General features: G+C 69.1%; 19 protein-coding genes and 1 CRISPR repeat array. Of the genes, 10 read left to right on the top strand and 9 right to left on the bottom strand.

Annotation, left to right across the window (positions count from 1 at the left end; translation table 11 throughout):
- Positions 1-64 precede the first annotated feature (64 nt).
- From AL2_RS34605 to AL2_RS34570, 8 genes are all read left to right on the top strand, one after another.
- Positions 65-1,135 (top strand): SAVED domain-containing protein, encoded by a 1,071-nt coding sequence (locus AL2_RS34605; RefSeq protein WP_067641294.1) that lies wholly within the window; start codon positions 65-67, stop codon positions 1,133-1,135.
- 90 nt (positions 1,136-1,225) lie between these two features.
- Positions 1,226-1,924, top strand: a complete 699-nt coding sequence (locus AL2_RS39940; protein WP_157438557.1) for an SAVED domain-containing protein — start codon at positions 1,226-1,228, stop codon at positions 1,922-1,924.
- A gap of 295 nt (positions 1,925-2,219) precedes the next feature.
- A CRISPR array of direct repeats spans positions 2,220-3,521; the repeat unit is 36 nt; unit sequence GTTTCAATCCGATGCGGTTTTGTAGGTCGCTGCGAC.
- A gap of 237 nt (positions 3,522-3,758) precedes the next feature.
- A complete protein-coding gene (locus AL2_RS34595; RefSeq protein WP_168444742.1) occupies positions 3,759-4,613 on the top strand; it encodes a reverse transcriptase domain-containing protein in 855 nt (284 codons plus the stop codon).
- A 1-nt stretch (position 4,614) separates the two neighbouring features.
- Positions 4,615-5,628, top strand: a complete 1,014-nt coding sequence (cas1, locus tag AL2_RS34590; protein ID WP_067641288.1) for a CRISPR-associated endonuclease Cas1 — start codon at positions 4,615-4,617, stop codon at positions 5,626-5,628.
- Positions 5,629-5,633: 5 nt separating this feature from the next.
- Entirely contained in the window at positions 5,634-5,924 is a 291-nt protein-coding gene (locus tag AL2_RS34585) for a CRISPR-associated endonuclease Cas2 (protein ID WP_067641285.1), read from the top strand.
- Positions 5,921-6,202 (top strand): hypothetical protein, encoded by a 282-nt coding sequence (locus AL2_RS34580; protein WP_067641284.1) that lies wholly within the window; start codon positions 5,921-5,923, stop codon positions 6,200-6,202. The genes AL2_RS34585 and AL2_RS34580 overlap by 4 nt, the downstream gene beginning before the upstream one ends.
- A gap of 63 nt (positions 6,203-6,265) precedes the next feature.
- On the top strand, positions 6,266-7,069 hold the full coding sequence (gene cas6, locus AL2_RS34575; protein WP_067641282.1) for a CRISPR system precrRNA processing endoribonuclease RAMP protein Cas6: 804 nt from the start codon (positions 6,266-6,268) through the stop codon (positions 7,067-7,069).
- On the top strand, positions 7,066-7,461 hold the full coding sequence (locus tag AL2_RS34570) for a hypothetical protein (RefSeq protein WP_157438556.1): 396 nt from the start codon (positions 7,066-7,068) through the stop codon (positions 7,459-7,461). Before cas6 ends, AL2_RS34570 begins: the two co-directional genes overlap by 4 nt.
- Before the next feature lie 30 nt (positions 7,462-7,491).
- Here the strand turns inward: AL2_RS34570 and AL2_RS34565 are convergent, their stop codons facing one another.
- The 9 genes from AL2_RS34565 to AL2_RS34525 are packed head-to-tail and all read right to left on the bottom strand — an operon-like array spanning position 7,492 to position 16,679.
- Positions 7,492-8,697 (bottom strand): RAMP superfamily CRISPR-associated protein, encoded by a 1,206-nt coding sequence (locus AL2_RS34565; protein WP_067641278.1) that lies wholly within the window; start codon positions 8,695-8,697, stop codon positions 7,492-7,494.
- Positions 8,694-10,115, bottom strand: coding sequence for a hypothetical protein (locus tag AL2_RS34560; protein WP_067641276.1), 1,422 nt, complete (start codon positions 10,113-10,115; stop codon positions 8,694-8,696). Before AL2_RS34560 ends, AL2_RS34565 begins: the two co-directional genes overlap by 4 nt.
- Entirely contained in the window at positions 10,112-11,035 is a 924-nt protein-coding gene (locus tag AL2_RS34555) for a hypothetical protein (RefSeq protein ID WP_067641274.1), read from the bottom strand. The genes AL2_RS34560 and AL2_RS34555 overlap by 4 nt, the downstream gene beginning before the upstream one ends.
- The gene (cmr6, locus tag AL2_RS34550) at positions 11,032-11,916 is read right to left on the bottom strand and encodes a type III-B CRISPR module RAMP protein Cmr6 (protein WP_067641272.1); all 885 of its coding nucleotides are present in this window, start codon (positions 11,914-11,916) and stop codon (positions 11,032-11,034) included. Before cmr6 ends, AL2_RS34555 begins: the two co-directional genes overlap by 4 nt.
- Entirely contained in the window at positions 11,909-12,421 is a 513-nt protein-coding gene (locus AL2_RS34545) for a type III-B CRISPR module-associated protein Cmr5 (protein WP_067641270.1), read from the bottom strand. Before AL2_RS34545 ends, cmr6 begins: the two co-directional genes overlap by 8 nt.
- A complete protein-coding gene (cmr4, locus tag AL2_RS34540) occupies positions 12,421-13,296 on the bottom strand; it encodes a type III-B CRISPR module RAMP protein Cmr4 (RefSeq protein WP_168444743.1) in 876 nt (291 codons plus the stop codon). Before cmr4 ends, AL2_RS34545 begins: the two co-directional genes overlap by 1 nt.
- Entirely contained in the window at positions 13,293-14,345 is a 1,053-nt protein-coding gene (locus AL2_RS34535; protein WP_169806478.1) for a type III-B CRISPR module-associated Cmr3 family protein, read from the bottom strand. The genes cmr4 and AL2_RS34535 overlap by 4 nt, the downstream gene beginning before the upstream one ends.
- Positions 14,346-14,371: 26 nt before the next feature.
- Positions 14,372-16,105, bottom strand: a complete 1,734-nt coding sequence (gene cas10, locus AL2_RS34530; protein WP_083947212.1) for a type III-B CRISPR-associated protein Cas10/Cmr2 — start codon at positions 16,103-16,105, stop codon at positions 14,372-14,374.
- Positions 16,089-16,679, bottom strand: coding sequence for a hypothetical protein (locus AL2_RS34525; RefSeq protein ID WP_169806477.1), 591 nt, complete (start codon positions 16,677-16,679; stop codon positions 16,089-16,091). The genes cas10 and AL2_RS34525 overlap by 17 nt, the downstream gene beginning before the upstream one ends.
- A gap of 480 nt (positions 16,680-17,159) precedes the next feature.
- Between AL2_RS34525 and istA the strand changes: the two genes are divergently transcribed.
- Together istA and istB are read left to right on the top strand one after the other, a co-directional pair.
- Entirely contained in the window at positions 17,160-18,626 is a 1,467-nt protein-coding gene (gene istA, locus AL2_RS34520) for an IS21 family transposase (RefSeq protein WP_157438555.1), read from the top strand.
- On the top strand, positions 18,623-19,513 hold the full coding sequence (gene istB / locus AL2_RS34515) for an IS21-like element helper ATPase IstB (RefSeq protein ID WP_083947211.1): 891 nt from the start codon (positions 18,623-18,625) through the stop codon (positions 19,511-19,513). The genes istA and istB overlap by 4 nt, the downstream gene beginning before the upstream one ends.
- The last annotated feature ends 23 nt before the right edge of the window (positions 19,514-19,536 follow it).

The following is a 19,536-nucleotide window of genomic DNA, read 5'->3' as shown; positions in this document are numbered from 1 at the left end:
AAAGAGCGACAGCGAACTCCGTCCATCAGTACGTTCTGTCCACGACGACGGAAACGAGGCCGCGATGACCGACACCACGAACGCACCCACGATGACGGTCATCGGCGGCCCAGCCGCGAGCCCGTCGATAACCCAGCGCATGATCACCGACGGCGCGACCTGGAGCGGACTCGGCGGCTTCCTCGCAGGCGGGTTCGGCATCGAAGCCGCCAAGTCAGTGATGACGGACGCGCCGGCCGGACGCTGGTGGCTCGTCCTCGGCTGCGTCGCCGGCCTCACCTCCATGGCGATCGGCGCCCGCCTGCGCATCCGCGCCTCCGCCAAGACCAGAATCGGGCTCGTCGTCACCGCGTCCGACTCTGGCCGCGGCGCCGAGCGCGCCCGGCTACTGGAGAGCAAGGCCCTCGAGTACAGCCAGAAGACCTGCGCGGTCACGGTGCAGACGCACCTCGCGCTCCCCGAGACCCATCCATGGCCGAAAGAGGGCATCGACGCGCTCGCGGACGAGACGATCTCAGCGGCAGGACTCGCCGAACGGCTGGTCAGCGGCGCGACCCGCATCAACGTGATCCCGACGATGCCGCTGCCGGCGGGCTTCCGGTTCGGCGCAAGAATCGGGCACACCCACTCCCGCGAGATCGTCGTGCACGCCGTCCGCCAGAAGGACGGCAGCCCGTCCCACTTCCCGGCCACCACCCTCCGGGAAAGCCCCCTCACCGCCGAACTCCTCACCACCGAGCCCGTGGAGACCATCGAAGGCGGCGACCCAGCCCGCGCGGCACTTGCCATCGACCTGCAGAACCTCGGCGCCGACTTCACCCAGCCCGTCCGCGCCGCCTGCCGCGAGCACGGCATCGGCAGCCTCCTGCTGATCCGCCGGAAGACCACCGGCGCCCTGGACGAGAACGCCGAGACCTACACCGCGGTCGTCGAGCAGATCTGCCGCACCTGGCGCGACACTCCCCTACCGGCCGCCGCCCGCATCGGACGGCACGCCGCCTTCCTCACCGGCCCCGTCGTCATCTCCATCGCACTCGGCGCCCGCCTGGCCCACATCCAGCCCGACCGCTGGACCGCCTTCACCTTCGACAACACCTCCAGCACCTACGAGCCCTTCCCCTCCGAAACCGCCTGACCGCGCTTCCCCTGAGATCGTGAAGACCGAACCTGGGGAACACGGCAACTCGAAAGCCAGGCCGAGGCCTACAGCCATGGCCCGTGGCCGGTGGCGGTCAAGACCGGTGTGCGGCTGCCATCCGACGGCGGCAGGGGACCGGAACTGGTCGAGGCCCCCGCCGACAAGACGATCGAGGCGATAACGCTCGCCGAGCAGTTCTCGCCAAACGCCGTCCAGATCAACCTGTTCCCGACCATGCGGCTGCACGTCGCGTTCCGGTATGGGGCCAGGCTCGGAAACACACACGGGCGTCACGGTGTACGAACCACACCACGCCGATGGCGCCTCGTCCCACTTCCCCGCCTCCCTACTCAAATTTACGGAGTCAACGGGCGGGTCGCTCAACATCGATGGCCTGGAGAACATCGACGGGGGCGACCCACGTCCACCGCACTCGCCCTGGACTTGCAGGCGCGCGGAGAAGCGTCCTTCGCCCCAGTCCGCAAAGCCTGCCGGGAGGACGGCATCGGCAACCTGCTCTGCCTGAGCAGCCCGGTAAGTCAACTGCCGGAGAACACCGAAAGCTTCACGGCCACCGCCGAGCAGATCTGCCGCACCTGGTTCGAAACACAACTCCCGGACGGCGCCCGCACCGGCCGGCACGCCATCTTCCTCAGCGGCCCGGTCGCCATCACCGTAGCCCTCGGCGCACGCCTCGCCTCCGCCGACCACGGCCGCTGGACCGCCTACACCTACGACGCCGCCAACAACACCTACGAACGGTTCCCGCCCCTAATCTCCACCTGATCCGACAACGCTCGGGTAGCGAAGTCTGCCCCATAAGAATGCCCCGAAGATTCGGCAGCCCATAACAGTGTCGCCGAGTCTTCCGCATAGTCCACCTGTGCGACCTTCGCATGCCACTCGTTCACGCCACGCATCTCGCCCGCGCACGAGGAGGAATTCGGCCCGGTTCGGATTCACCGAACTATGCGATCACACAAAGTACCGTCGAAGAGTGGGCGCGCAGGCGGGTGCGATCCGATGCGATTTTATTAAGCGCTGCGACTTCCGCGCACCACCCGTTGTACGACGCCGTGGCGTTTCAATCCGATGCGGTTTTGTAGGTCGCTGCGACTCAAGTCGCAAGCGAGTTGATGGCTACAGGATTCGGTTTCAATCCGATGCGGTTTTGTAGGTCGCTGCGACTTGTCATCGAGTACACCATCACCGGTCCCGCCGAGTTTCAATCCGATGCGGTTTTGTAGGTCGCTGCGACTACCCTATGAAGAACCCTCTAAGGAGGGTGGGAGTTTCAATCCGATGCGGTTTTGTAGGTCGCTGCGACCCGAAGCCGCGCAAGTCGAAGGGCCAGGATTCCGTTTCAATCCGATGCGGTTTTGTAGGTCGCTGCGACACCATCAGATCGCGGCGTGCACGAGCATGCCGAAGGGTTTCAATCCGATGCGGTTTTGTAGGTCGCTGCGACGGAGAAGGCGGACATCTTGCGCGACGCGACCCACCGGTTTCAATCCGATGCGGTTTTGTAGGTCGCTGCGACTCAGGGTCAATGTCCAGTGCCGGCTCGGTTCCGTTTCAATCCGATGCGGTTTTGTAGGTCGCTGCGACCATACTTCATTCCGTCCGACCCAAGAGGAGTTAGTTTCAATCCGATGCGGTTTTGTAGGTCGCTGCGACTGTTCATTAGTGGTGCTACCTTTCGACTGGGAGTTTCAATCCGATGCGGTTTTGTAGGTCGCTGCGACTCGACCTGCGCGTTGGCGTCGTCCTGCCCACGCGACCAGTTTCAATCCGATGCGGTTTTGTAGGTCGCTGCGACTACACGATGATGGGCTGCCGCTCCGACTACCGGTTTCAATCCGATGCGGTTTTGTAGGTCGCTGCGACAAGGCTGGCCTTGGCGGCCTGCCACTTGACGGGGTTTCAATCCGATGCGGTTTTGTAGGTCGCTGCGACTTTTTAAGCCCTGTTCTGGGTGAGAATCTCCTACAGGTTTCAATCCGATGCGGTTTTGTAGGTCGCTGCGACTAAGTCGCCCGCGAAACCATCGAGATCGTAGATGGGTTTCAATCCGATGCGGTTTTGTAGGTCGCTGCGACCACACAAGAAAGGGGAGACGGACAGGAATGATGCCTGGTTTCAATCCGATGCGGTTTTGTAGGTCGCTGCGACCGACACACGTAAGCTTGGAGGAGGGTCTCAAGTTTGGTTTCAATCCGATGCGGTTTTGTAGGTCGCTGCGACTGAAGATCCCCCGCCCCCACCGCCAAGGCGTACGGTTTCAATCCGATGCGGTTTTGTAGGTCGCTGCGACAGCAACCCAAAGGGCGCGGCAGCGCTGGTCGAGGTTTCAATCCGATGCGGTTTTGTAGGTCGCTGCGACAGTACCTCAGATTATGGGGGTCTGACCTGCGGGTTTGCAAGATCATGCGCCAACCTCCTCGGGCGCGATCTTGAAGCGGCCTCGAAGATGATCTTCGGAGCATCGTCTCCGCAGGTCAGGGCGGGTTTTGGGGGTGTGCGCCAACCTCCTGACAATTCTTTAAATGGCCGGGAGGGCGTTCGTCCATCGGTTGTTGGCATGAGGACACGTGAGGAAACCGGCCGGACGACCCGGCTCGTGGAGCGGTTGGCCAGTGACCGGGTGCTGTGGGCGGCGTGGTCGCGGGTGGCGGCCGGCAGCGGTATGGCCGGGGCGGACGGGGTCACAGCGGAGGTGTTCGGCCGTGAGGTCGGCCCCAGGCTGACGGCGCTGGCGACGCTGCTGCGGGAGCAGAGGTACCGGGCCCAGCCGCTGCGGCCGGTGCGGTCGATGCGGGGCGGCAAGCTGCGGACGCGGGGGCTGCCGACCATCTGCGACCGCATCGTCCAGCGCGCCTTCCTGAACATTTACGGGACCCGGCTGAATCCCGCCAACCCCGTCAGTTTCTCATACCGTCCCGGACGGTCGTGGCTCAACGCGCTCGAGCAGGTGCAGCGGCATCGCGACTCCGGATTGGTGTGGGTACTGCGGACCGACATAGCGAACTTCTTCGCCGAGGTCGATCACCGGCTGCTGCTGGAACAGGCCGCAGGGCGAATACGCGATCCCAGCGCCGCCGAACTCGTCCGTTCATGGGTATGCGCGCCGTGGCTGATGCCCGAAGGCGTGGTGGAGCGCCGCAGAGGGCTGCCGGAAGGCGCGCCGATCAGTCCCGCGCTCGCCGAGTTCTTCCTCTCCGATTTCGACCGCGAGGTGGACCGGAAGTCGGGTCGCCTGGTCCGCTACGCCGACGACCTGACCATCCTGTGCCAAGGGCCGGATGAGGCCGTGAAGGCCCTGGCCGACGTGGACGCGGCATTGACCGCGCGAGGGCTGCGCATCAACCCCGACAAGACCTACATCGCCGACTTCGATTTCGGTTTCACCCTGCTGGGCTGGCGTTTCGTCGGAGCCACGGCCCAACCGGCCAACGCGGCACAGGAAGGGCGCTGAGATGGCGCTGATCAACGGTCGTCCATTCCATGTCGTGGGCACCGGCTGCGTCGTCCGCAGGAGGGGCGGACGCCTGGTGGCGCTCAAGGACGGAGAACTGCGCGCCTCGGCGCCACTGACGCAGATCTCCGAGGTGGTGCTGTCGGGGCAGGTGGGAATCTCCACCCAGGCGATGCATGCGTTGCTCTCCCGGGACATCCCCCTCGTCCTGCTATCAGGCACGGGACGGCCGCTGGGCAGGATGGAGCCGCCCGGTGCAGGCCATGTGCTCGCCCGCCACCGGCAACTGGAGCGCCACGCCATCGCCGCCGACCGAGCGGAACTGTCCCGTGCCCTGGTCGCCGGGAAGATCCGCAACCAGCATGTGCTGCTGCGGCGGCGCGCCCGGCGCGCTCGCGATCCCGAACTGGTGTGGGGTGCCGCCGCGCGGCTGTCGGCGCTGGAAGTCAGGGTCGCCGAGTGCGGTGACGTCGCCCAAGTCATGGGGGTGGAGGGCGGCGCGTCGGGCGTTTACTACCGTGCCTTCTCCAGCGTCCTCGACCCAGCCCTCGGCTTCGGCGGACGCGACCGGCGCAGCGCGGACGTGGTGAACGCCCTCACCAACTACTGCTCGGCGCTGCTGCGCGAGACCGTCACCTCCGGCCTGCTCGCCGCGGGCCTGGACCCGTATGTGTCGTTCCTGCACACCCCGGCGCGCGGACGCCCGACCTTGGCGTTCGACCTCATGGAGGAGTGGCGACCGGTACTGCTGGACTCCACGGTCCTGGCGCTCACGGGCTTGCGCGCGGTCACGCCGGATGACCTGGAGGACGGCGCGGACGGACCATGGCTGTCACCGCAGGCCCGCAGCCAGGCCGTCACCCGATTCCACGCCCGGCTCACCGCCCCGGCGCGCGGCTGGCCGGCACCGCCCGCACGCCGCAGCTACGCCGACCAGCTCCGTGCCCAGTGCCTCGCGCTGCGCGCCTGGATCCTCGGCGAATCCGAATCGTACGAGCCGTTCGCCTGGAGATGAACCCGATGGCAGACCCGACCGAGCGCAACTCCTGGACCGTGACGTTCGACGTCTCCTCCGACGCCGGACGGCGGGCGGTGAACCGGCTGCTGGCCGGATACGGTCCCCGCGTCCTGTTCACGGTCTACGAGATCGGCGCCGACGCCGCCGAATTGGATGACATCGTCAAGCGGGCGAGCGAGCATCTACGGCCGGGCGACCACCTGCTGGCACTGCCGAACTGCCCCCGGTGCCGGGCGGCGCATCGCGGCGGAACGGCCGAGCAGGTCAGCCCGCTCGGCTGGGTCGTTCCATGAACGGGCCGGTGCTGGTCTGCTACGACGTCTTCGACGACGGCCGCCGCGACCGGCTGCGGGCCGCGCTGGACGAGGTCGCCGACCGGTTCCAGCAGAGCGGCTGGCTGATCCCCGACGCGGCCGGCCTCGACGCCCACCGCGCGGCCGCCGCACTCGATGGTCTGCTGGCCCCCGCCGACCGGCTCCGCATCTACGCTCCCTGCCCGGCGTGCGCGCGCGAAGTCCGGACCGTCCCGGTGGGGCCGCCGCTCGTCCGACCGGCCTGGGTCGCGGACTGACCGGCGCATCGCGACCTCACTAGGGTTCAGTCAGACCCCGACGAGACGAAGGCCGAGGCCCGCATGCCCGCTCGCATCATCGTCCGCCTCGAACCCGCCGGCGCGCGCCCGCCCGTCCCTCCGCCGCACACCGGGCCCGCCGTCAACGCCGCGTTCCTGGCCGCCCTGCGGGATACAGGCGAAGGCGACCTGTCGTCCGCGCTGCACGATACGCGTCCGCCCAAACCGTTCGCGCTCACCCCGCTCCTGGACGAACGGGATCGCCGCGCGGGCGCCGCCGGCAAGCAGGTGCGGTTCGAGATCGGAATACTCGCTGACTCGCTGACCGCCCCTGTACTCCAAGCGCTGGCGGCGACTGGGGATGTGCGGGTGGCCCGCTGCCAGTACCGGATCGCGGCCGTCGAGCTGGCCGGGGCCGAACCGTACCCGGAACTCCTCGCCGCCGCGGCCCCCGCCGACCGGTGGACACTGCGGATCGCCACACCGGTCGCGTTCTTCACCGCCAGGGAAGAGGGCGCGCGCCGCGTCCGCCCCTTCCCTGAACCCGAATGGGTCTTCTCCGACCTTTACCGCAAATGGAACGCCTTTGCTCCCGACGCGGCACTGGACGAGGCGACACCCCAGATCATCACGCAGAACCTCGAAATCGCCGACTACCGGCTGGCGATGGCCGAGCACCTGCTCAAGGCCGGTGTCCCGCCGGTGCGCGGCAGCCTCGGGCAGGTCGCCTACCGCATCGCCGACACCCGCCGCACCACCGCCGAAGGGCGAGCGGGCGTGGACGCGCTCGTCCGCTTCAGCGCCTACGCCGGCCTCGGCGACCGCACCACCATCGGCATGGGCTACGCCGTCCCGCAAGCCCGATGACCGGGCCCGAACATTATGTGCGGCGCGTCCGGGCCCGCCCCTACGGGCCTCGCGAAGTCCTGGCCGGCGGCGTCACCGCCTGGTTCCACGGGCCTTTTCTCGTCCTGACCTTGACCGGCGAGAGGGCGCTGACCGTCCGCGCCGACCTCCACGACGCACCCATCGGCACCGGCCTCGCCGCCCTGTTCACCGAGGCCGAAGACGGACAGGCGGCTCGCCTGCCGCAGCCCGGCCTGCTCGTCGATGAGCGGGCCCTCACCGACGAGACACCGGCCGTGGTGCGCCAGGTTTCGGTGCGGCCCATGACCGGAGGTGCCGTACTCACCGTGAACGCCACCGGACGCCCCCAGCCTCGCCCTCGCCACCGCGATCGGTGTTCCTCAGCACGTTGACCGCCGGTGAAGGATCGGGAAGCCCCAAAATCACACGAACTTGGCCTTGGCTTCCTTGAACCAACGGTCGAGTTCGGCTCGGACGTCAGACTGCGCAGGTTTTCGAACCGGCTGTACTCGGTTATTGATCTTCACTTGGAGGCCGGTCTGCTCAGGCAGCCACTCAGCGTGGAACGCCAGCGAACGCAGCACCCATTGGCCGCCCTCAACGGTGATGCGCAGCCACAGGGGCGATGCCCGTCGAGCGGGTTTGCCGTCGACGACGGGCTCGACCGTGACGGAGTCGTCCTGCCCCTTCTCGCTGTAGACGACCGGCAGGCCGAGCGCCCCGTCGTAGAACGCCCCGCGCGGTGGCTGATACCACCGATGGGGCTGTGCGATGTTCCGGAAACCTTCGGTGTTGGGCAGGGAGAAGCGATCCTTCTTGACGAATGCGGGGTCCGGCTTGCGGGAGTGTCGGAACTCTCGTAGGAAGCCGCCCACCTCATTGAGGGCCCCAGGGGCGCCGGACGCCTTCAGTCTGTACTGGACGGCACGGTATTGCCCGGGTGCGAAGCACGGGTAAGGGACGGGGCCATCGAAGTCCGGGCCGGAGCCGATCTCCAGCTCCTTGAGTGCTGCGGCGGTGCATGCAAGGACGTCGGCCAGAGCATCGGCGGTGCCGTCGAACCAGGACGGGTCGAACCGCTCGGTGGGCAGGTCGGGTTGTGAGCCAAGGGTGAGGGTGCCGAAGCCGCGACGGCTGCGGGCACCCAGGCCGCCGTAAGTACAGAGCGCCCACAGCGCAGCGAGGAACAGATCGGCGTGTGCAGGCCTGCCGAGGTTGCGCACGCGTAGGGGAATGGGGCCTGGGGCAAGGCGGCGCGCCCATGGCTCAGTTCTCTTGGCGTTGATGAGGCCCGGCCCCATCAGGTATCCCTCACCCGTTGACGGCTTCTCGGGAGGTGTGCCCACTGTGATGCGCCCAGCGCGTAGCAGGATGCGGGATGGACGGGCCGGGCCGGTGTCCTTAGCGGTGCCGAAGATCTCGATCTCGGCCTGCAGGAGCCTCTCGGCAGAGTTCTTGACATGGGGTCCGGCGAGCGCGCGCAACCAGTACGCCAGCACTCCGCGCAGGCTCGGCACCGGGAACGGAATGTCTCGGGGTTGGGATTTCATGTCCGGAAACCGGCCGAGGTAGGCCGGTGTGATGGTGCTCAGGTCGAGGTCGTGCCAGTTGGTGTGGTCGAGTGTCATGGCGAGGTTCCCCGTCTCCAGCGGACATGGGCCAGTGGCGCGGTGATCGGCTGGTCGTCCCAGAGGATCTGCAGAAACACGCCGACAACGAAACTCCAGGTAGTGGCGGCGAGCACGATCTGCCAGGGCGCCAGGCCGTCCGGTGAGCATCCAGCAGCGGACCACCAGCACGACAGGCGCACCTTGGTGTCCTGCGGCACCCCGGCGAACGCGGGGACGATGGTGCGCAGCCCGATGAGGGCGATCAGGAAGGCGTGCAGGAACCCGGCGAAAGCGATCCCGCCGGTGCGCGCCAGCAGCGCCCGGCCATGGACACCGTGATTGGACACCTCGGTCAGTAGGTAGCCGACGCCGATGGTAGCCAGCAGCGCCATCGCCTGACCGAGGAGGACGGGATCGGACTTCCACCACCAGTCGGCGGGCAGCGCGCCCAGGGCGAGCAGGCCCACGGTGGATCCGGCCGGCTGGCGCAGCAGCCACAGCCAGCCCAGCGCCGGTCTCGCCGCCGCACCGGCGGCGATGACGGCGTAGCCGGTCAGGGCGAGGACGGCAGCGGCAGTGTATCCGCGGTAAGACCAGCCGTACCGGTCGTCGACGGCGATGGCGAACGCGATCACCGCCGCGGCGAGTATCGACGCCGAGCACCACCAGTGCACGGTGCTGCGGCGTCCCTGGGTGGCACGGACCAGAGTCCGGGACACGCGCCAGGCGAAGCGCGGCAGCAGTAACCGGGTCACCGCATACCCGGTGATCGCTGCGCGCGGGCCGGCGTCCCCGGTCTCGGCGACCCGGTTGCAGGGCGGCGCCGCGTTCGACCCCAGGTCCACCATCGTGAGGTCGGCCGCCTCGGCCTCGATGTCTAGTGCGGCGAGCGCCGGGTAGTCGTCGATCTCGTTCAGGACGGTCAGCCATTGTTCGCGGGCCTGCCGCGCCTGCTCGACTCGGGACACCACCCGCAGGCGCCCGTACTCGCCTGGTGCGTCGGTGACGGTGGGCCGGTCGGGTGCCGACAGCAGTTTCCAGCGGGTCCGGGCCAGGCAGGCTGTGCCGATCGCGGCGGATCTGTCATCGATGCCGGGAACCTGCCGGGCGACGGCCAGTTCCAGCCACGCGGTGTACATCTCGACCAGCATGCTCCACCGGTGCACCTCGTCCTCGTGGAGATTGAGGTCGGTGACGATGAGGCGGGGGTGGTAGGCGAACATCCACGAGGCGGCCTGAAGATCCACGCCGGGGATCTGTCCGAGTCCGGCGAGCAGGTCTCGCCAGTGCCGCACGCGGTCGACTGCGTCGGCTGTCAGGGCCTCGTTGACCTGGCGCCGGCGGTGTTGGTGCAGGGCCGCGGCCAGGCGCTGGACGCCATCGGACACTCCGTTCGCGCGCTGCCCTGGGAGGTCGACCAGTTCGGCGAGGTTCACGAGCTTCCGTCGGCAGCGCCGGGGATTACCGGCCCGCCCAAAACTGCGAGATGGCCGTGTCCGAACTCCGTCAGCACCGCTCTTCCGTCGGCAGTCTCCTTCCAGGCCACGCCTCGGTAGCTGCCGCCGACCGGCACTCGCCCGGTCAACGCAACTCCGGAGAGTTCTCTGCGCATCGCGCACAGGTGCTCCTCCGGGAAACGGCGCAGATCAAGCCGGTCGGGCCCCTTGGCGCCTTTCGCCTCGTCGAAGATGTACCAGGCGGACGTGCGTACTGGATTGCGTGAGTAGAGGATCTCGGTCATCGTCAGCGTGTGCAGCAGGGTGATCTTGAAGCCGCCGGTCAGGTGGACCTCCAGCGGCCCGCCCAGGTCGTAGGCAGCCCGCAGCACGTACCCGATCGCGGCGACCGCGTCCCGCAGACCGCTGCTGTCGGGCGCGAGCCTGGGTATCCGGACCACGGTGACCCGGCCGCCGGGCAGCCGCTCGGAAAAGCCGAGCGCGGCGTCCTCGTCGGTCGGCGCGGTGACGCACCCGATCCGGCCGGTGTCCCCGCCCGCGAAGATGTATGCACAGGTCAGCGCGGCCGCCATGCCCTCGCCGGTGTCGGACGCCAGCAGCAGGATCCGGTGGCCGGCAGCAAGCAGGGCGGGCAGCGGCTGCAGGACGCGGACCGCCACTGTGTTCACCTCGGCGCTGACCCTGGTGCTCCACTCGGGCAGCCGCGACGCGGCGGCCTGCTTCTCCAGCTCATCAGCCCAGGCGGCGACGGCCGCATCCCCGTCCTTGGCCAGGGCCTGCGGCCACCATGCCTCTTCGGCACGCGCGAAACGGCCGGGGGTGACGCCCTGCGGACAGTACTCCTTCTTGTGCAGCCCGTCGTGGACGGACCGGCCGCACGGAACGACGTAGGTGGTCAAAGCTCCTCCTGCGAAGTGATCGAGCGGACCGTGAAGTACCCGTAGCCGGACGCGGTCTTGGCACCGACACCGAGTTCGCCGACAGCGTCGGCCAGCAGCTCGGCCGCCTGACCGACCAGGTCCGTGGGACCCGCGAGGTGCGTGACGAACCAACCTCGCTCCACCCCGAGGAACGGGATCGGCACCGGGTTGACGTGTTCGCCGGGCGGCTGTGGACCGTCACCGGTTGCGCTGCGGTAGCCGCGGGTGTGCGGGGTGAGCACCTGCGAGGTGACCTGGACGCCGTACCGCCAGGGCAGGGCGTCGAAGAAGGCCACAGGCCCGGGCATCGTGTCGTCTTCCTCTGGGGCCGTGCCGAAGATCTCGTCGATCCGGACGGTGGGGAGGCCGGCTTGCCGTGCCCATTCCCGCGCGACACCCTTGAGAGTGCTGCCGGGCAGGATCGGCCAGCCGTAGGTTCCGTGCAACTCGATACCGACGTCCCGGACACCGCTGCCCCCTGTACCGGTCACGACGGCGCTCTCTGCGGCCAGCCCCAAGGTGCGAACCGACGTCGTACCATCCTCCAGCGCGGCAAGGGCCGCCGCGCGGCGCTCGGTCACCGCGGCCAACAGCTGGGCGGACTTGCTCAACGCCGTCTCGGCCGGGGGGCGGGTACCGGCACGCGTCCCCTGACCCAGGTTCGTCTCGACGGCCCACCGGTCGATGGGGCCGTCGTCCAGGTCGAACTCGCCGTCCACCAAAGTCAGGTAGGCGGTGCGCAGCAGAACCAGCCGAGCATTCGCGGTGGCCAGTCGTCCCTTCGCAGCCCGCCGCAGCTCGCTGATCCCGACCCTGCCCGGATGGCGTTGCCCGATCGGGCCGGTGAGCAACTCAGTCATCAGCCGCGGCCCCTTCCGCGCGATCCCTCTCTCGGTGTTCCCTCTCCCGTTTCTCCTCGGCCTGCTTCTTCTTGGCGCGCTCCTGCTCACCGTCCAAGGCTTCGGCGAGCCGGCGCAGCCACACGCTGAAGTCCTGCAACCGGAGGGCGACCCGGGTGAGCATCAGCGGATCCCCCTGAACCTCACGGGCGAGCCGGGTCAGAAAGTCCAGGTCTATGGCCTGCTCGGGCTCGTCCTCTGTCCAGCCGAGCACCGCGCACGTCTGGGCGCGCAGGGCGGCGCCCACGATGGCGTACGCCCGGTCCAGCGGCTTGTCGCCCTGTCCCTTGGCGGCGTGGAAGGCAAGCGTGGGAAACGGGCCACTGGTGCGCAGCTGGGCCGGCAGTCTGGCCAGCCGTGTCAGAACCTGCCCGGACACGACCCGGTTCTCAGACGTTCCGCGGATGTGCGCCAGCACCGTCATCGCGGTCTCGGCCAGGTCAACGTCAGCTCGTTGCAACGCCATCAGCCGACCTCCGCGCCGACGTGCAGGCGGCACCACATCAGCCCCTTGCCGATGCTCTCATCGCCGCCCACTCTCAGCACCCCAGAGTCCAGGACCTGGAGTTTCGCCAGATCGTCCGGGCGTCCTTCCAGCAGCGCCACAAGGATCGTCTCGCTGGGCAGGTACTCGCTGTAGAAGGGACCGTGCTTGACGGTCTTGGTGGGGTTCCCCTCGGCGTCCTCTGCACCGAGTTGGACGCGCGCGACGACCGGGGCGCAGTCCTTGCTGATCCCGGTCAGCAACTCGTCCACACCGCAGTACAGGTCCTTACCGAACTTCTTCTTCAGGTAGCCGTCAACGGCGTTGGGCAGGGCGAGCCCCGCCAGGTTCGCGGCGAACGACTCCAGTGCGGGGTCGTGCTGCGTCGCCTGCACGTACTGGCCCAGGACGGTCTGCTCTCGCCTCTGGCTCGACGTCAGGCAGGTGGAGTCGCTCGGCACCGAATCACCCGTGCCAGCGATCGGGACCCCGGCCAACCCGGCCTTGCGGGCAAGCCGGGACAGGGCCAGCGGTGAGGTGACCCACCGGAACGTCTCCTCCAACGTCGGAGCCGGGAACGCCACCAGCTGGGCCTCGTGGACGCGCAGCGAACCGGGCTTGGTGGCGCCGCCGCCCCGGGGCGGTTTGGAGCCGAACATCCCCACCCACCGGTCGTCGGCGAGCCTGGTGCGGAAATGCTCGCGCAACGCGCCCTTGAGGCTTTCGCCCTTGATGATGGGGAACCCAGTCGCAGGCTCGCGCTGGATCGGCAGGTCCACCGCCCCGGCGGCGGTGTCGCCTCCCGGATGGACGGGGGTCTCGGCATACAGGAACAGCAGCGCCCGTTGCAGGGTCACGGCGCATCCCACCTTCCCGTGAAGGCGAGCCCGAAGCCCGCGGTGCTCAGCCAGTTCCGGCCGTCGACCAGATGCTGGTCCAGTGGTTCGAAACGCAGGAACTCGGCGGCATCCGCCGCCGCCGCTTCGCTGGGGAATCGCAGGTAGTAGACACTTCCGGCGGGCACGGCCCACATCAGCAGCCCGTCACCTACCGATCCGTTGGTCCGCCGAGGAGTCGCGGTGGTGACCACCTGGGGGCGTCCCACGGCCGCGGCGGCCAGGGTCGCGCCGGGCCAGCGAGCGAGGTCCGGTCGCCAGCCGCCGCCAGGAAAGATCGCGGGTGTCGCCAGGTAAAGCAGCAGACGACCACCATCGAAGCTGCCCGGAGGTTCAGGGACGGTGATGTCCTGCACCTGGTGCACTTGCGCCCGCTTGCCGCGTCCGCCGAAGTTCACCATCGCGGCCAACGGATGATCCGGACCGCCCAGGCACCGTGCCGCCAGGCCGTGACCGTCGACGAACCGTAGGTGCTCAGCGGAGTACAGCATGCTGTCCTTGGCGGTGCGGTCGTCCTCGCGAGCCAACCCCACCCGGCGTTCGATCTCCCATGGCTCGCCCACGACCGGGTCGGACACGGCGCCCTCATGCAGGTACTCGGTGAGAGCCTGTTCATCCCACCAGCCGGTGGCAGGGGTGCTGTCCGAGCCGCCGTCGTCCAGCAGCAGTTCGACCTCGCTGGACAGGTCATGCTCGGCATCGCCTGGGTCGACCAGCGAAAGTCGCTCCCAGCCGCCGTACACCGCCACGATGTCGGCAGGAATCGGCCATTGGCCCTGCCATCCGGCACCTTCCCGATGGACCGCGAACGGGCCCTGCACGTGCGACGGCAAGTGCTTCCCCCGACTACTGCCGCCGGAGCGGCCAGCACCCGGTGCCGCACCGTAGGCGGCGCCGATCGCGCCCGCCATAGTGGTCGGGGTCGGCGCGACGGTCCTGGACTGGGACTGCGCGCCAGCGTCGAAGGCGCGGCCGTCACGCACGATCACCGTGTCCAGTGGCTCCAGCACCACCCACCGGACGCGGGACGGCGCCGTCACCAGGTGCTCTCGGCGCTCAGGAACTGCGCCACCAGCGCGGCGCCGACCGGCGGGGCGCCACCATGGCCCGCCCTCATCAACTCCAGCAGGGCTTCGGCACCCTGGTCGGAAACACCGTGCCGGACGGCCCGGCGGGTCAACTCCATCTTCAGCCACTCCTCGTTCAGGGTGGACAACTCGTCCCGGTCCCGTTCCAGACCCATGGCCAACCGGGCCGACAGAGCGCCGCCGCGCATCGACTCCACCAAGGTCTCCAGATGCTCCAGGACGACCCCGCCGGACGCGGTGTGCCAGCGCGAGATCCAACTGGCGCGCTCCCCGCCACGGCGCATGACCGCCACACCCAGCCCCGGCCGATGATGCGCCTTGGCCTTCTCCAGCAGTTCCTGTGCGGCGGCCACCGCCGACTGGAGCGGGGACGAGACATGGAAGAACACCACGGCCGTGCTCGCGGTGGCATCCGGGAGTTCACCGGCCAACGCCCGCCGGAACGCATCGTACGAGGCACGGGCCGCCCTCATAGCGTGCGCGAGGGGCGCCAGCGCCAGCAGATCGTCGCCTCCCGCGTACACCACCCGGCCCAAGTGATCCGGCACCTCCACGGCTTCGCGTTGAAACTCGCCGGCCGCACGAAGCGCCCGTGACGCCCCGCCGTGCCAACTGCGTAGTGCCTGCCCCAGGTCGGTGCGGCTCAGCGACTCGCCCATCCGGTCGGCGTCCTGGGCGATCACCGCCAGATAGGCGGACGGCGCCGCGACCTCCGCACGTTCGGCCGCCCTCCGCAGATCCGACGCGGCGGCTGCCCCGAGCCCACAGATATCGCGGTCCGGCTCGGCGGGCAGGCCGTGGTCCAGCCGCAGCGACTCGGGGTCCCAGGTCGCCGGTTCGCACCACGAACCCTCAACCGAGCGCAGCCACCGCAGGGCAGGGTCGTCCCCCCGTGGCATGCCGGGCAGGTTTCCGCCGCGCCAGCTCACCGAGACCGGCCGGCGCGGATCGTCTGAACGCACGTCGTCCTGCAGCATCTCGGCCGCCTCCTGCAGATCCTCGGCCGCCCGGCGGAGCCTCTCGGATCCGGCAGCGGCGACGATAATCCCCGCCCGGTAGGGCGCGGACGCAATCGACCAGGTCGATGGGAAGCGCTCCGCTCCCCGATAACCGCGCTTGACCCGGCCGATCTTCGACAGGTACTCGCTCCGGCGCCCAGGACCCTGTTCCCGTGTCCCTGGCCAGCGGCCCGTCAGCGTGCAGACTCGCTGCACAGGTACCGGGGCGAAGGCGAAGTCGCGGGACCGCTTGCGCTGCGCCAGCAACTCTTGAGCCCTGCTCCACTGCGCGGCATAACCACCGGCGCCCGGGGGGACCGAGACCCACTGAACGTCCGGGAACCCGGTGACCTCGTTCATCGGATCGTGCACCCGCCACGCCCCGCGTACCGCCTCGCACATCATCCTGGCGAGCGCGGCGCCCTCGCCAAGCGGAGCCACCGCGACCACCCGGTTGGGTACTCCGGCCGGATCGTCCTCGCCACCGGGCCCACCCGTCAAAGGCAGCACCAGCCCACCCCGCGGAACCGCTGTGATGAGAGCGTTCGCCAGTTCCGACATCAGCCGACTAGAGACGAACAGGTCCGCGGTACGACGTGACTCCGCAACAAAATGCTGAACTCCAGGCAGTGTCACGATCACGAGATCCTGCGGAACGTCGTTCTCGTCAGGAGCATCCAGCATGCAGTTCCCCCTGTTCAAAGGGCGACCGGCCGGGAGTGACCCTTAGCATTCGGTCTCGAAGGGTGCGGGGAGTAGATCGCCGCACTCGCAGATTGACACCGCAAGAACCGGGCGGGAGCCCGCTGGACGTGCAGCGCGCGCCGATCGGCAGCCCGGCGAACCGCATCTGCGGACCCGGTCTCGCCATCGCCGCGACGGGCAGCGCCTCCCGGGTTCGGAGGATCGCCTCCGCCAGGCCCGCCGCGCGGTCCCACTCGACCGGGTCGCCGACCACCCCGCAGACGTCCAGGCCGGGGGCTTCGCGCAACGCGCGGACGGTGACCGCTGTCACCAGACGGACCCCGTCCTCACGGTCCTTGACCAGCGCGGTGATCCCGCCGGCGTTGGCCGTGATGACCTCAACCGGGTGGTCATCGATCCGGCGGTCCCGGTCGGTGCTTCCGGTGACCTCCAGCAGCGCGTCGTCCAGCCACGACTCTTCGAAACGCGTGATCAGGTACGAGGCGCCGACATTCTCACGCCGTTTGTTCGAGGAGAAGATGTAGCGCTGGTTTCCGGATGTTCCGATCACCACGGCGTGCACCTTCATGCGTCCCCCGCCTTCCCACTATCGCCGTCCCGCCCCGTTCTGATGGACGAGCCCCTCTGCGCGTCCGGCACCTCTGCCGGGGAGGCGTCCCCCGTGTCGTCCATCAGACAGTTGCAGAACCCCCAGAGACGATTCAGGCCCCTCAGCCCAATACGCCTTTCGCAGCGGAACCTTAATCGACGCCACGGGCCACAATGTCCGGGCTTACCCGGGCGCCCTTGTCCTGAAGTGGTCGCGGACCGGCGTTTCAAGGGGCGGTGATGTACACCTTTCACGCGGACGGGCCGGTGTCCGTGGCCGTGCAAAAGTCTCCGGTGGTGGCCGGGTTGAGGTCACCGCTGGTGGCCGGTTAGAAGTCCCCACTTCTCGTTGATCATGCGTGTCGTGTTCGGGGGTGTGGGCCCTGGACGGCGATCTTGACGGTGTCAGCCAGTCGAGATCGCCGCCCAGGGGGCCTTCAGCGTCATGAAGTCATCGGGGGAAGTCATGGACATCATCGCCGCCTACCGTGAGGTGGGCACTTATCGCGGGGCCGCCGCGATGTGCGGAACGACGCACAAGACGGTCAGACGCATCATCGAGCGGCAGCAGGCCGGGGGCAAGTCGCCGGTCCGGGTGCCGCGCAAACACAACTACGACGTGGTCGCGGGGCTGGTGGCCCAGAAGGTGACCACGACACAGGGGAAGATCTCGGCCAAGCGGCTGCTGCCGGCGGCGCGGGCCGCCGGTTACACCGGGTCGGCGCGCAACTTCCGGCGGCTGGTCGCCTCGGCCAAGAAGACCTGGCGCCGTGAGCATCACCGGGGACGCCGTCCGGCGGTGTGGACGCCGGGCGAGATGCTGGTCATCGACTGGGGCTCGGTGGGCGGGCTGCACGTGTTCTGTGCGGTGCTGGCCTGGTCGCGGGTGCGGTTCGTGCGGTTCGCCGACAACGAGCGGGCCGCGACCACGCTGGGCATGCTGGCCGAGTGCTTCGAGGAGCTCGGCGGGGTTCCCCGGGTGGTGCTGGCCGACCGGATGGGCTGCCTGAAGGGCGGTGTGGTGGCCAACAAGGTCGTCCCGACGGCCGATTACGTCCGTTTCGCGGCGCACTACGGGTTCCGGCCGGACTGGTGCGAGGCCGCCGATCCCGAGTCCAAGGGGATCGTGGAGAACCTGGTCGGTTACGCCAAGGCCGACCTGGTCGCCGGCCAGGCCCCGTTCACCGGCCCGGGGGCCGCCAATGCCGCGGCCCGGCAGTGGTGCGCCGAGGTCAACGGCGTGGTGCACTCGGAGATCTGCGCGGTTCCCGCCGAGCGGGCCGAGACCGAACGGGAGCTGTTGTCGGCGTTGCCGTCGCTGCGGCCGGCGATCGGGGCGGCGCCGGTGACCCGGAAGGTGGACCGGCTGTCGTGCGTGCGGTTCGGGTCGGCGCGCTACTCGGTGCCCACCCGGCTGATCGGCGCCCGGGTCGCCGTCGCCGAGTCGGGCGGGCGGCTGCTGATCACCGATACCGCGACCGGCGCCCTGGTCGCCGACCATGCCCTGGTCGCGCCGGGTGAGGCCGCCGTGCTGGATGAGCACTACGGCGGCCCCCGGCCCGCGCCGCGCCGCGCGGCCCGGCCGCGCACCGAGGCCGAGAAGGCCTTCCTGGCCCTGGGCGGGGTCGCCGAGCGGTGGCTGACCGGGTCGGCCGCCTCGGGCAACACCCGGCTGGCCGGCGACCTGGCCGAGGTGGCGGCGCTGCGCGCCGCGCACGGCGACGACGCGGTGGCCGCCGCGCTGGAGCGGGCGACGCGGTTCCGCCGATGGCGGGCCGCCGACGTGCGCGCCATCCTGGCCGCCGGGCCCGGCGCCCCGCAGCCCCGTCCCGCCGGCGACGCCCTGGTGCTGGACCTGCCCGCGGTGCCGACCCGGCCGCTGTCGGCCTACACGATCGGAGACGCCTCATGACCGCCGCCACCGTCCCGGCACTGCCGGCCGACCTGGACGCCGGGCTGCGCCGCCTGAAACTGTCGGCCGTCCGGCGGCTGGCACCCGAACTGCTGGTCACCGCCCGCACCCAGCGGTGGCGGCCCGAGGAGCTGCTGCGCACCCTCATCGACGCCGAACTGGCCGCCCGCGACGCCTCCAACACCCGCAACCGGATGAAGACCGCCGCGTTCCCGGTCCTCAAGACGATCGAGGAGTTCGACGTCGCCGCGTCCTCGATCCCGGCGGCCACGTTCGACTACCTGGCCTCGCTGGAATGGGTCCGCGCCGCCGAGAACTACTGCGCCGTCGGACCGGCCGGGACAGGCAAGTCCCACACCCTCATCGCGTTCGGTGTCGCCGCCGTCCAGGCCGGCCACAAGGTCCGCTACTTCACCGCCGCCGACCTGGTCGAGACCCTCTACCGCGGGCTGGCCGACAACTCCGTCGGCCGCGTCATCGACACCGTGCTGCGCGCCGACCTGGTCATCATCGACGAGGTCGGATTCGCGCCGCTGGACGACACCGGCGCCCAACTGCTGTTCCGGTTCGTCGCCGCCGCCTACGAACGCCGCGCCCTGGGCATCGGCTCGCACTGGCCCTTCGACCAGTGGGGCCGGTTCCTGCCCGAACACACCACCGCCGTCAGCCTCCTGGACCGGCTCCTGCACCACAGCCACGTCGTGGTCACCGAAGGCGAGTCCTTCCGCATGCGACAAGCCCGAACACGCACCGACCGACGACTCACCACCACCCTGAAACCCGGCACTGAACCGGGGACTTTCACCTGGCCACCAGCGGCGACACGCACTTGTCCGTTGACAGCTGAAGGCAGCGGCTTCAGCGGGCGTGCGTTGGCGATGCCCTGATGAGGCCGATGCTCGTTGTAGAA

The organism is Actinomadura latina NBRC 106108 (genome assembly GCF_001552195.1).
Lineage (GTDB): Bacteria > Actinomycetota > Actinomycetes > Streptosporangiales > Streptosporangiaceae > Spirillospora > Spirillospora latina.
This window is presented reverse-complemented; position numbering and strand designations above follow the sequence as displayed.